At 71.5% G+C, this 12560-nt stretch carries 12 protein-coding genes; 2 read left to right on the forward strand and 10 right to left on the reverse strand.

The window, feature by feature from the left end:
* Window positions 1-64 precede the first annotated feature (64 nt).
* The 3 genes from AB8998_RS20155 to rimP form a co-directional block, all read right to left on the reverse strand.
* On the reverse strand, window positions 65-427 hold the full coding sequence (locus AB8998_RS20155; RefSeq protein WP_369739466.1) for a YlxR family protein: 363 nt from the start codon (window positions 425-427) through the stop codon (window positions 65-67).
* A gap of 74 nt (window positions 428-501) precedes the next feature.
* Window positions 502-1545: a transcription termination factor NusA gene (nusA, locus tag AB8998_RS20160; RefSeq protein ID WP_369739467.1), complete on the reverse strand. Its 1044-nt coding sequence runs from the start codon at window positions 1543-1545 to the stop codon at window positions 502-504.
* Window positions 1546-1594: 49 nt separating this feature from the next.
* Entirely contained in the window at window positions 1595-2143 is a 549-nt protein-coding gene (gene rimP / locus AB8998_RS20165; protein WP_369739468.1) for a ribosome maturation factor RimP, read from the reverse strand.
* A gap of 178 nt (window positions 2144-2321) precedes the next feature.
* Here rimP and AB8998_RS20170 point away from each other — a divergent pair, with 178 nt between their 5' ends.
* Complete coding sequence (locus AB8998_RS20170) at window positions 2322-2855, forward strand: hypothetical protein (RefSeq protein ID WP_369739469.1); 534 nt, start codon at window positions 2322-2324, stop codon at window positions 2853-2855.
* On the forward strand, window positions 2852-3325 hold the full coding sequence (locus AB8998_RS20175; protein ID WP_369739470.1) for a ferritin-like domain-containing protein: 474 nt from the start codon (window positions 2852-2854) through the stop codon (window positions 3323-3325). The genes AB8998_RS20170 and AB8998_RS20175 overlap by 4 nt, the downstream gene beginning before the upstream one ends.
* A gap of 15 nt (window positions 3326-3340) precedes the next feature.
* Here the strand turns inward: AB8998_RS20175 and AB8998_RS20180 are convergent, their stop codons facing one another.
* The 7 genes from AB8998_RS20180 to AB8998_RS20210 all read right to left on the reverse strand — a co-directional run bounded on the left by AB8998_RS20180 (window position 3341) and on the right by AB8998_RS20210 (window position 12411).
* Window positions 3341-5098, reverse strand: a complete 1758-nt coding sequence (locus AB8998_RS20180) for a proline--tRNA ligase (RefSeq protein WP_369739471.1) — start codon at window positions 5096-5098, stop codon at window positions 3341-3343.
* A 48-nt stretch (window positions 5099-5146) separates the two neighbouring features.
* Window positions 5147-6730: an MFS transporter gene (locus tag AB8998_RS20185; RefSeq protein WP_369739472.1), complete on the reverse strand. Its 1584-nt coding sequence runs from the start codon at window positions 6728-6730 to the stop codon at window positions 5147-5149.
* A 22-nt stretch (window positions 6731-6752) separates the two neighbouring features.
* On the reverse strand, window positions 6753-7967 hold the full coding sequence (cobA, locus tag AB8998_RS20190; RefSeq protein WP_369739473.1) for a uroporphyrinogen-III C-methyltransferase: 1215 nt from the start codon (window positions 7965-7967) through the stop codon (window positions 6753-6755).
* A gap of 9 nt (window positions 7968-7976) precedes the next feature.
* Window positions 7977-9380, reverse strand: a complete 1404-nt coding sequence (locus tag AB8998_RS20195) for a cobyrinic acid a,c-diamide synthase CobB (protein WP_369739475.1) — start codon at window positions 9378-9380, stop codon at window positions 7977-7979.
* Between the two features lie 88 nt (window positions 9381-9468).
* Complete coding sequence (gene cobO, locus AB8998_RS20200; protein WP_369739476.1) at window positions 9469-10083, reverse strand: cob(I)yrinic acid a,c-diamide adenosyltransferase; 615 nt, start codon at window positions 10081-10083, stop codon at window positions 9469-9471.
* A gap of 22 nt (window positions 10084-10105) precedes the next feature.
* Window positions 10106-11944 carry a magnesium chelatase subunit D family protein gene (locus tag AB8998_RS20205; RefSeq protein ID WP_369739477.1) on the reverse strand — a complete coding sequence of 613 codons (1839 nt, stop codon included), beginning with the start codon at window positions 11942-11944 and terminating at the stop codon, window positions 10106-10108.
* Entirely contained in the window at window positions 11941-12411 is a 471-nt protein-coding gene (locus AB8998_RS20210) for a GNAT family N-acetyltransferase (RefSeq protein ID WP_369739478.1), read from the reverse strand. The genes AB8998_RS20205 and AB8998_RS20210 overlap by 4 nt, the downstream gene beginning before the upstream one ends.
* Between the last annotated feature and the right edge of the window lie 149 nt (window positions 12412-12560).

The following is a 12560-nucleotide window of genomic DNA, read 5'->3' on the forward strand; positions in this document are numbered from 1 at the left end:
TATGAGGCGCGACAGTCGTAGGCCGGCGCCTCGGGTTTAGCTATGACGCATGGTCATCGGGACTTCACGGTGTGCTCATGTTCTTGCTACCTGTTCTGTTTGCCGGGGGGCCGAGTGCATTGGAGTACTCGACCACCGCGGTGGTATCCGGTGAACCGGCGATGCGCAGCGATCTGGTGAAAGCTCGCCGCCGCACCGCCTGTTGGATGCACTGCGGGTCGGGATGCAGCCACGCACCCCGGCCCGGCAGGCTATTGCCCGCGTCAACGGTCACGGCGTAGGAACCGTTCCCCGTGGACACAGCCACCACTCGAAGCAGGTCGACGGCCAACTCTCGCTTTCGGCACCCGACGCACGTCCGCACCGGTCCATCGGTACTTCTGTGCGCCCAGCTGGCTTCGGGGGCCGAAGGCTTGCGCTGGATCACGGCTCAGTCTAGCGTCACCCAACCCGTGGTCAGAACCACCCACAGCCGTACCGTGACCTTCGCCTCCGGGCGGCCTAGCCCGAATGTCCGATCGCCCGGCTGGCACCCGGACCGGGTTGGTCCTCGGCGTGCGCCGGCGAATCCCCGCGGATGTCGATGCGCCATCCGGTGAGCCGGGCGGCCAGCCGCGCGTTCTGCCCCTCCTTGCCGATGGCCAGCGACAGCTGGAAGTCGGGCACCACCACGCGGGCGGCGCGGGCGGCCTGGTCGATGATCGACACCGAGACGACCTTCGCCGGGGACAGCGCGTTGGCGACGAAACGGGCCGGGTCCTCGTCGTAGTCGATGATGTCGATCTTCTCCCCGGACAGCTCGCTCATCACGTTGCGGACCCGCTGCCCCATCGGGCCGATGCACGCGCCCTTGGCGTTCAGGCCGGGAACGTTCGACCGCACCGCGATCTTGGAGCGATGGCCGGCCTCCCGGGCGACCGCCACGATCTCCACCGACCCGTCGGCGATCTCGGGCACCTCCAGGGAGAACAGCTTGCGTACCAGGTTGGGGTGCGTCCGCGACAGCGTGATCAGCGGCTCGCGCGACCCGCGGGTCACGCCGACCACGTAACACCGCACCCGATCGCCGTGCTCGTAGCTCTCCCCCGGGACCTGCTCCGCGGCCGGAATCACCCCCTCGGACGCCTTGGTCTCGGTGCCTATCCGCACCACCACCAGCCCGCGAGCATTGGCCCGGCTGTCGCGCTGGATCACGCCGGCGACGATCTCGCCCTCCCTGGTGGAGAACTCGCCGTAGGTGCGTTCGTTCTCGGCGTCGCGGAAACGCTGCAGCATGACCTGCCGCGCGGTGGTGGCCGCGATGCGGCCGAAACCCTCGGGGGTGTCGTCCCACTCGCTGATGACGTTGCCGTCCTCGTCGGTCTCGCGGGCCATCACCCGCACGACACCGGTTTTGCGGTCGATCTCGATGCGGGCGTCGTTCTGGTGGCCCTGGGTGTGCCGATAGGCGGTGAGCAGCGCCGATTTGATCGTCTCGAGCAGCTCGGTGACCGAGATGCCCCGGTCCACCTCGATGGCATGCAGCGCCGCCATGTCGATGTTCATCAGCGCCGCTCCTCTTCATCGCTCAGCTCTGCATCGTCGCCGGCGCGGTTCATGCTTCGGCCTCCGTCCTGCGGGCCCGATCCGTCCCGGCCAGATCCTTCACGGCCAGGTCCAGCTCGGCCCGGCTCGGCGGGGAGAACTCCACCTGCACCACCGCGTTCACGATCTCGGCGAGGGGGATCTCGCGGACCGTCAGGCTGCGGCCGTCACGCACCACCAGCGCGACGGCGTCCTCGCAGGTCTCGCCGACCCGGCCGGTGAGCCGGGAGCCGTCGGACAACGTCGCCTCGACCTTGCGGCCGCGGGCGCGGCGAAAGTGTTTGGCGCTGGTCAGCGGGCGCTCGACCCCGGGCGAACTGACCTCGAGCACATAGCGGTCCCCCGCGTTGTCCAGGCCGTCCAGCAACGCCGACGCCGAACGCGACAGGGCCGCTATCGTGTCGAGGTCCGGCGCGGTGTCGCCGTCGGCGACCACCGTGATCCGCGGCGGGCGCGCCCGGGTGTCGATGACCACATCCTCGATCTCGAAGCCTGCGCGCGCGAACTCCCCACCGAGCAGCTCGATCACCTGCGTCTGCGAAGGTAGCCCGGTGGTCACGGCGAGCTCCTCATCTTGAGTTGTCCGGTCGACTGGCGAGTGGCGCGGTGGAACGGTGACGGCCGCCGTTCCCCGAGAACCGTGTCTCAACGATACGCCAGGGATCGCCGATGGTGGCGTGATCGCCTGGTCAAGGTCCTGACACCGGTTAGCCTCGTGCCAATGGCAGGATATTGCTGTGCCTAGCGCATCACCCGTGACCAACAGGCGGGGCGTGCTTGCCGGCGGCGCGGCCCTGGCCGCGCTGGGTGTGGCGGTGTCCGCCTGCGGCCAGCCCAAACCCAAGCCCCCCGCCGTCGAAGAATTGCTGGGACCGTTGGACCAGGCGCGCCACGACAGTGCGCTCGCCGCCGCGGCCGCGGCCGCCGTCGGCAACCCGCCGCAGGTCGCCGCGGCGCTGTCCGTGGTCGCCACCCAGCGCGCCGCGCACGCGCGCGCCCTGTCCACGGAGATCTGGCGGGCCTCCGCCAAGTTGGGTGCGCCCTCGAGCACGACGAGCGAGACCACCAGCCCCAGCCCGACCGGCGAGGCGGCGCCCCCCCCGCCGCCCCCGCTGTCCGACGTGGTCGAGTCGCTCCGCACGTCCGCCGAGACCGCCGGGCGCCTGGTGGCCACCTCGTCGGGCTACCGGGCCGGGCTGCTCGCGTCCATCGCCGCGAGCTGCACCGCGAGTTACTCGGTCGCCCTGGCACCCGCGGGGCCGACGCCGTGACGACGCCGAAGCGCGCCCCCGCCGACCCCACCGCCAAGAACGGCGACGACGCGGCTCTGTGCGACGCTCTCGCCGTCGAACACTCCACCATCTACGGCTACGGCATCGTCTCGGCGCTATCGCCTCCCGGCGTCAACAATCTGGTGGTGGACGGCCTGACCGAGCATCGCCAGCGCCGCGACGACGTCATCGCGATGCTCGATGCGCGTAAGGTCAACGCTCCGGTCCCCGCGGCCGGCTACCAGTTGCCCATGGTGGTGGCCAGCCCGGCGGATGCGGCCCGCCTGGCGGTGCGGATGGAGAGCGACTGCGCGACCGCGTGGCGTGTGGTCGTCGAGCGCGCCGAGACGGCGGACGACCGCGCGTTCGCCTCCACGGCCCTGACGCAGAGCGCGGTGATGGCCTCCAGGTGGAACCGGGTGCTCAACGCCTGGCCCATCACGACGGCCTTCCCGGGCGGGGACGAATAGCTCCCGCCCGCGGCTTCAGGAGCTCAGTACCGCTGCGATCTCGCCGGCCAGCGATTCTTTGGCCGCCAGCTCGCGGGTCTGCCCCGTGAAGCGGTCGCGCAGCTCGACCACGCCGTCTCCCCAGCCCCGCCCGACGACGACGACCCGCGGCACCCCCAGCAACTCGGCGTCCTTGAACTTCACGCCGGGGGATGCCGTTCGGTCGTCGAGCAGCACCTCCACGCCCAGCCGATCGAGCTCGGCGGCCAGCGCGGTGGCCCCGGCCCGGGCCGCTTCGTCTTTGTTGGCGATCACCAGGTGGACGTCGAAGGGCGACACCGCCGACGGCCAGCGCAACCCCAGCTCGTCGTGGTGCTGCTCGGCGATGACGGCGACCAGCCGCGACACCCCGATGCCGTAGGAACCCATCGTCACCCGCACGGGCCTGCCGTCCTCGCCGAGCACGTCGAGGGCGAAGGCATCGGTGTATTTGCGGCCGAGTTGGAAGATGTGCCCGATTTCGATGCCCCGCGCGGAGACCAGCGGTCCGGCCCCGTCGGGCGACGGGTCGCCGTCGCGCACCTCGGCGGCCTCGATGGTGCCGTCGGCGGTGAAGTCCCGGCCGGCCACCAGGCCCACGACATGGCGCCCGGGCTCGTCGGCCCCGGTGATCCAGCTGGTGCCCTCGACCACCCGCGGATCGACCAGGTAGCGAACCTTGTTCTCGCACAAACCCTTCGGTCCTATATAACCCTTCACCAGGAACGGGTACCGGGCGAAATCGGTGTCGTCGAGCAGTGCGTGCTCGGCGGGCTCGAGGGCCGCGCCCAGCCGCTTTTCGTCGACCTCGCGGTCGCCGGGCAGCCCGATGGCCAGCAGCTCCCAGTCGCCGCCGGGCTCGCGAACCTTGAGCAAGACGTTCTTCAGCGTATCGGCCGCGGTGACGGTGCGGCCGAGGCCGGCGTTGTTGGCCCACTCCACCAGGCTCGCGATGGTCGGGGTGTCGCCGGTGTCGTGGACCTGCGCCTCGGGCAGGCCGGCCACGACGTCGGCGGGAGGCGGCTCGGGCCGGGGGGTGATCACGGCCTCGACGTTGGCCGCGTAACCGGACTCCAGGCACCGCACGAAGGTGTCCTCGCCGACCGGGCTCTCGGCCAGGAACTCCTCGGAGGCGCTGCCGCCCATCGCTCCCGAGGTCGCGGACACGATGACGTAGCGCACCCGCAGCCGGGCGAAGATGCGCTGGTAGGCCTCCCGATGCGCGCGGTAGGCGGCCTCGAGCCCGGCGTCGTCGACGTCGAAGGAGTAGGAGTCCTTCATCAGGAACTCCCGGACGCGCAGGATGCCGGCCCGCGGTCGCGCCTCGTCCCGGTACTTGTTCTGGATCTGGTAGAGCACCAGCGGCAGGTCTTTGTAGGAGTTGTATTCGCCCTTGACGGTGAGGGTGAACAGCTCCTCGTGGGTCGGGCCCAGCAGGTAGTCGTGGCCGCGGCGGTCCTGCAGCCGGAACACGCTGTCGCCGTACTCGGTCCAGCGGTTCGTCGTCTCGTACGGCGTGCGTGGCAGCAGCGCCGGGAACAGGATCTCCTGCCCGCCGATCGCGTTCATCTCCTCGCGGACGACGCGTTCGATGTTGCGCAGCACCCGCAGTCCCAGCGGCAGCCAGCTGTACAGCCCGGGCGCGACGGGCCGCACGTATCCGGCGCGGATCAGCAGCCTGTGGCTCGGGACTTCGGCATCGGCGGGATCATCACGCAGGGTGCGCAGGAACAGCTCGGACATCCGGGTGATCACAGGCCGCCAGCCTAGTGTGCGTGGGAGGGCCGGCGGCGACGCGGGGCGCTAGAGCTCTCCGGCGTCCATCGCTTCCTTGACCTCCTGCGCGTGGGCGACCTGCTCAGGGGTGTAGCCGATGAACAGCGCGGCCGCGCCGACGATGATGGAGGCTCCGGCCACCCACAGCAGACCATAGGTGTAGCCGTGGTCGAGCGCCCGCAACTGGGCGTCGTTCATGAATTTGACGGGGCCGGTGGAGCCGCCCAGATACAGCGTGCGCGAGGTGATCACGGCCTGGATGACCGCCAGGACCAGCGGCCCGCCCAGGCTCTGCAGCATCAGGGTCATCGCCGATACCGGGTCGAAGCCCACGCCGGCGATAGCCGACAGGGTCAGCGGGACGACGGCCATGCCGATGCCGATCCCGCCGATGACGATCGGCATGACCAGGTTGGGGAAATAGGGTGCGCCGCGGTGCATGAACCACCAGCCGTACAGCATGGCGAGGAACAGCAGGTAGCCGCCGGCGATCGTCACGATCCGCGGTGAGAACCGCGAAACCAGCTGGGAGGAGACGCCCAGGCCGATGCCCATCGCGATCACGAACGGGATGAAGCCGACGCCCGCGCGCAGCGCGCTGTAGCCCAGGATGTCCTGCACGTAGAGGCCGATCAGCACCGTGAGGGTGAACATGACGCCGCCGGCCAGGAAGATCGCGGTGAAGGTGACCAACCGGTTGCGGTCGCGGAAAAGCCGGAACGGGACGACGGGGTTCTCGGCGGTGCGCTCGACGATGACGAACGCCAGAGCGGCGGCCATCGCCACCGCGCCGGAACCGAGGGTGGTGATCGAGATCCAGCCCTTCTCCGGGCCCATCGAGAAGGCGAAGACGGCGGCCGTGCACGCCAGGGTGGCCAGCATGGCCCCCGCCGCGTCGAGCTTCATCCGCTCCCTGTTGGTCTCGCGCAGCGCGGTGCGGGCCAGGTAGATCATCACCAGCCCGATCGGCACGTTCACCAAAAACGCCAGCCGCCACGACAGCTCGGTCAGCGCCCCGCCGACCACCAGGCCCATCACCGACCCGACCGCGGTCATCGCGGCGAACACCGCGGTGGCGAAGTTGCGCGCCGGCCCCTTGGGGAAGGTCGTGGCCACCAGCGCCAGACCGGTCGGCGACGCGATCGCCGACCCCACGCCCTGGGAGAGCCGCGCGATGACCAGCGTCGCGTCGTCCCAGGCTACGGCGCACAGGACGGAGGAGATGGTGAACAACGCGACGCCGACGATGAAGGTGCGCTTGCGCCCGATGGTGTCGCCGAGACGCCCGCCGAGCAACATCAGGCCGCCGAAGGTGAGCACGTAGGCGGTGATCACCCAGCTACGGCCGGCGTCGGACAGGCTGAGCTCGTTCTGGATCTTGGGCAGCGCGACGATGGCCACGGTGCTGTCCATGGTCGCCAGCAACTGCATGCCGCCGATCGCGATGACGGCCGCGATGAAGCGGCGGGATGGCAGCCACGTCGGGTAATACCTGCCGATGCGCGTGGGGGCGGTCTCTGCCGGACGCGTCGCGGACGCCGGGGCCGGCCGATCGGGGCGTGCGGATGTCCAATTCCGGACCGCTCGCTCGGAGTCGTTGAGAGCCGTCATAATGGGTTACCTTACAGTAATCTTAAGAATCGTTTAAAGCCCCGAAGGCGGCGACGGCCCCGATAACGACGATCGCGGGAGGTCGGACGCCCTCGGCGCGGATTTTCTCTGGCGTGTCGGCGAGGCTGGCCCGCAACGTCTGCTGAGCCGCCGTCGTCCCGTGCTGGACGACGAGGACGGGCGTATCCGCAGGTCGACCGCCTTTTAGCAGGGCGTCGACGAAGAGTTCGATGCGCTCGACCGCCATCAGCAAAACGATGGTGCCGGTCAATGCGGCCAAAGCGTTCCAATTCACTAACGATTCGGGGTGCCCGGGCGGCAGATGGCCGCTGACAACCACAAACTCGTGATTTATCGCGCGATGGGTGACCGGGACGCCCGCCAGCGCGGGCACGCCTATGGCACTTGTCACACCCGGCACCACCGTCACCGGGATCCCGGCGTCGGCGCACGCGAGCACCTCCTCGTAGCCGCGCGCGAACACGAAGGGGTCCCCGCCCTTGAGGCGGACCACGAATTTGCCGGCCCGCGCCCGTTCGACCATCACGTCGTTGATCGCGTCCTGGGCCATGGCCCGCCCGTAGGGGATCTTGGCGGCGTCGATGACCTCCACGTGCGGCGACAACTCGGCGAGCAGTTCCGGCGGCGCCAGCCGGTCGGCGACCACCACGTCGGCCTGGGCGAGCAGCCGGCGGCCGCGCACCGTGATCAGTTCGGGGTCCCCCGGGCCGCCGCCGACCAGCGCCACGCCGCCGCGCACGACATCGGAGCTCTCGGCCGTGATGACGCCCTGCTGCAACGCCTCGCGAAGCGCCGATCGGATCGCCGCGGACCGGCGGTGCTCCCCGCCGGCGAGGACGCCGACGGACAGTCCCGCGTAGCTGAAGGACGCCGGCGTGACCGCGGTCCCCTCGACCGCGACATCGGCGCGGACGCAGAAGGTCTGACGGCGCTCGGCCTCGGCGACGACGGCGGCGTTGACCTCCGGGTCGTCGGTGGCCGCGATCGCGTACCACGCGCCGTCGAGATCCCCGTCGCGGTAATCGCGCAGGGACAACGTGATACCACTCATCGACTCGACGGCGGGGGTGGCGGCGCGGGAGACGACGTGCACGTCCGCCCCGCTGGCGATGAGCAGGGGCAACCGGCGCTGCGCGACAGACCCGCCGCCGACCACGACGACCTTCTTGCCGGTCAGCCGCAATCCGACCAGGTAAGGGTTCTCGGTCTCGGTCACCCGGCAAGCCTAGTGGCGACCGCCGACGCGGCGAAGCCGGGCGCGGCGGGCGGCGTGGGTGACGAAGCGCACCATCGCGTCCGGCGCTGCGGCCGGATGGGTGTGCAGGTAGGACGCGTGGACGCCGGCGTGCACGGCGCCGTCCCGCAAGCTGTCCCCGCCGTCGCCGCCGTATGCCCACGCCGGCGGGTAGTCGCGGTCGTAGGTGACCGCGGTGCGGTGGAATTCGTGCCCGACCAGCTGCCGGCCCGCACGGTAGAGGGGCGAATCGGCCGCCGCGACGGCGTCGCGGTACGCCAGGGTGAGGCGCGGCGTGAACCGGGCCGACCCGCCCAGCACCCCGCACATGGGGTGCCCGTCGAGCTCGGAGGTCAGATAGATCAGCCCGGCGCATTCCGCGTGCACCGGCGCGCCGGCGCCGGCCAGCTCGCGGATCTGGCGGCGCACGAGGTCGTTGGCGGACAGTTCGGCGGTGAACTGTTCGGGAAAGCCGCCGGGCAGCACCACCGCGCCGGTGCCTTCGGGCAGCGGGTCGACGAGCGGGTCGAACTCCGCGACCTCGGCGCCGGCGGCGCGCAGCAGTTCGGCGTGCTCGGTGTAGCTGAAGCTGAACGCCTTGCCCGCCGCCATCGCGACGGTGGCGGCCCCGGCGGGCTCGACGCCCGTCTCCGCCACCGCCGTCGCGGGATTCCACACCGGGCCCTCGGGGCGGCTGCGGGCGGCCGCCACGACGGCCGCCAAATCGACGTGGCGGGCGACCAGGCCGGTCATCGCCTCGACCGCGGCCTGCGCGCGCCGGCCGTGCTCGACGGCGGTGACCAAACCCAGATACCTCGTCGGCACCTCCAGTTCGGCGGTGCGCGGAATCGCCCCGAACACCGGCACGCCGGCCTGCGCGCAGCCCTGGCGCAGCACCTGCTCGTGCCGGGGCGACCCGACGCGGTTGAGGATCACCCCGGCGACCCGGGTCGCGGTGTCGAACGTCGCGAACCCATGCAGCAGGGCCGCGATGCTGTGGCTCTGGCCGCGCGCGTCGACCACCAGGACCACCGGGGCGCCCAACAGCCCGGCGACGTGGGCGGTGGATCCGGCCGCCGGCGTCGTCGCGCCGGACCCGATCCGCCCGTCGAACAGGCCCATCACGCCCTCGACCACGGCGACGTCCGCCCCGGCGGCGCCGTGGGCGTACAGGGGCCCGATCAGCCGCTCCCCGACCAGCACCGGATCCAGGTTGCGGCCGGGCCGGCCGGCGGCCAGGCCGTGATAGCCGGGGTCGATGAAGTCCGGGCCGATTTTGAACGGGGCGACGCGATGCCCGTTTCGCCGCAGGGCGCCCATCAAACCCGTCGCCACGGTCGTCTTTCCGCTGCCCGATGCGGGCGCGGCGATGACGACGGCCGGGACCGGGGTCACGGATCGGCCCGCGAGCGTGCGCAGAATGCCGCGCTGCGCGGCGTGTCGGCGTGCAGACGCGCACGCTCGCGGGGAAAGGGGCGCGGGCTCACCACTCGATGCCCTTCTGGCCCTTGCGCCCCGCGTCCATCGGGTGCTTGACCTTGGCCATCTCGGTGACCAGGTCGGCGGCCTCGACCAGCCGCGGCGGGGCGTCGCGCCCGGTGATCACCACGTGCTGACAACCGGGCCGGCCCCGCAGCGCCTCGACCACGCCGTCGACGTCGATCCAGCCCCACTTGAGCGGGTAGGTGAACTCGTCGAGCACGTAGAAGTCGTGCCGCCCGGCGGCCAGCCGCCGGGCGATCTCGGCCCATCCGTCGGCCGCCGCGGCGGCGTGGTCGACCTCGCTGCCCCGCTTGCGCGTCCAGGACCAGCCCGCTCCCATCTTGTGCCACTCGACGGCGCCGCCCATCCCGTGGGTCTCGTGCAGCTCGCCGAGCCGCGCAAAGGCCTCCTCCTCGCCCACTTTCCACTTGGCGCTCTTGACGAACTGGAAGACGGCGACGTCCAGCCCGGCGTTCCACGCCCGCAGCGCCATCCCGAACGCCGCGGTGGACTTTCCCTTGCCCGCGCCGGTGTGCACCGCCAGCACGGGGGTGTTGCGGCGGGCCCGCGTGGTCAGGCCGTCGTCGGGGACTTGCAGGGGCGTTCCCTGGGGCATGTGGCGCGTACCTTCCGGCGGTTCAGGCGGCGCCGCGCACGGCCCGCGTCAAATGGTCGGCGTGCAACTGCTCGAGCCGCACGGCCGGCGCGCCGAGTTGGCGGGCCAGCTGCCCGGCCAAACCCAGCCGCACATACGACGTCTCGCAGTCCACGACCACCGCGGCCGCACCCTCGGCGGCCAGCCGGGTCGCCGCGATGCGGGTGCGGCCCAACGGGTCCGGCCCACCCGTGGCCCGCCCATCGGTGAGCACCACGACCAGCGCGCGCCGGGTTCGGTCGCGCACGCGCTCCCGGACGATCAGCTCGCGCGCGGCCAGCAGGCCCTCGGCCAGCGGGGTCTTGCCGCCGGTGTCGAACCGGGCCAGCCGCCGTCCGGCGATGTGCGCCGACGACGTCGGCGGGAGCACCAGCCTGGCCTCCCGCTGGCGGAACGTGATGACCGCGACCTTGTCGCGGCGCTGGTAGGCGTCGCGCAGCAGGGACAGCGCGGCGCCGCCGACGGCGGCCATGCGGTCCCGTGCGGCCATCGAACCGGACGCGTCGACGACAAAGACCACCAGATTGCCCTCGCGCCCTTCGCGGATGGCCAGGCGGACGTCGTCGGGCCGTGGGCGCAGCGGTCCCCCGCCGCCGTGCCCGGCGGCCGACAGCAGCGTGGCGAACAGGTGCAGACCGCGCGCCCCGGAGCCGGTGTCGCCGGCCTCGGTCGCCCCGATCACGCCGCCGGTGGCGTTGCGGGCGCGCGATCGCCGCCCGGGCGCACCGGCGCCGACGCCCGGAATCCGTAGCGCGCGGGTCCTGAAGGTCTGCGACGGCGGCGCGCTGGGCCGCGGCGGCTGCGGACGCGACGGCTGCGATCGCGAATCCTGTTGTGGCGCAGCATTCTCGGGAGTGTTGCAGGCACCTCCGCCGGGCGGGTCGGGGTCCGGCTCGGGATCGCCGCCACCGGCCTGCGCCAGCGCTGCGTCGAGTTGCTCGCGCTCGATGCCCGGGTCGTCGAACGGGTCGCGGCGGCGCCGGTGCGGCAACGCCAACTCGGCCGCGACCCGGATGTCCTGTTCCTCGACGGTGGCCGCGCCGCGCCAGGCGGCGTGGGCGACCGCGGTGCGGGCCAGCACGAGGTCGGCCCGCATGCCGTCGACGTCGAACGCGGCACACAGCGCCGCGATGCGCCGTAACTCGTTGTCCGGCAACACCACGTCGCCGACCAGGGAGCGCGCGGCCGCGATCCGCCGGGCCAGTTCGGCGTCGGCGTCGGCGTAGCGCTCGGCGAAGGCGTCGGGATCGGCCTCGTAGGCCATCCGCTGCCGGATCACCTGCACGCGGACGTCGACATCGCGGGAGGCGTGCACGTCGACGGTCAGACCGAACCGGTCCAGCAGTTGCGGACGCAGCTCGCCCTCCTCGGGGTTCATCGTGCCGATCAGCACGAACCGCGCCTCGTGCGAATGGGAGATGCCGTCGCGTTCGACGTGCACCCGGCCCATCGCCGCGGCGTCGAGCAGCACGTCGACCAGGTGATCGTGCAGCAGGTTGACCTCGTCGACGTAGAGGACGCCACCGTGGGCGCGCGCCAGCAGGCCCGGCGAGAAGGCGTGCTCACCCTCACGCAGCACCCGCTGCAGGTCCAGCGAACCGATCACCCGGTCTTCGGTTGCGCCCAGCGGCATCTCGACCAGGCCGGCACCGCCGGTCGCGGCGGACAGCAGCACGGCAAGGCCGCGCACGGCGGTCGACTTGGCCGTCCCCTTTTCGCCCCGGATGAGCGCCCCGCCGATGTCCGGGCGCACGGCGCACAGCAGCAGGGCGAGCCGCAACTGGTCGTGCCCGACGATCGCGCTGAAGGGATAGGGCTTCACGGCAGCTCGGCCAGACCGGAACCGGGCCGCAGCATCGGCACATGCGGCACCCCGTCGTCGACGAAATCCTCACCGTCGCGGACGAACCCGTGCTGTGCATACATGTCGGCCAGATACGTCTGCGCGTTGATCCGGCACGGGTAGTCGCCGACCTCGGCCAGCGCGGCGCGCAGCAGCCGGGTGGTGTGGCCCTGACCCCGCACACTGCGTTTGGTGCACAGCCGGCCGATGCGGAACGCCTTGGTGCCCCCGGCGTGCTCCTCCATCAGCCGCAGGGTGCAGATGACTTCGCCGTCGGGCGATTCCAGCCAGAAGTGCCGGGTTTCGGCGAGCAGGTCGCGACCGTCCAACTCCGGGTAGGGGCAGGCCTGTTCGACGACGAACACCTCGACCCTCAGCTTGAGCAGCTCGTAGAGGGTTTGGGTGTCGAGGTCCTGCGACCAGGCGCGACGCAGCGGCTCACTCATCAGCGCCACTCCTCCTCATCGCTTCGCTCTGCATCGTCGCCGGCGCGACTCATCAGCGCCACTCCTCCTCATCGCTTCGCTCTGCATCGTCGCCGGCGCGACTCATCAGCGCCACTCCTCCTCATCGCTTCGCTCTGCATCGTCGCCGG

Origin of the sequence: Mycobacterium sp. HUMS_12744610 (assembly GCF_041206865.1) — a bacterium.
In the GTDB taxonomy this organism is placed as follows: Bacteria; Actinomycetota; Actinomycetes; order Mycobacteriales; family Mycobacteriaceae; genus Mycobacterium; species Mycobacterium servetii.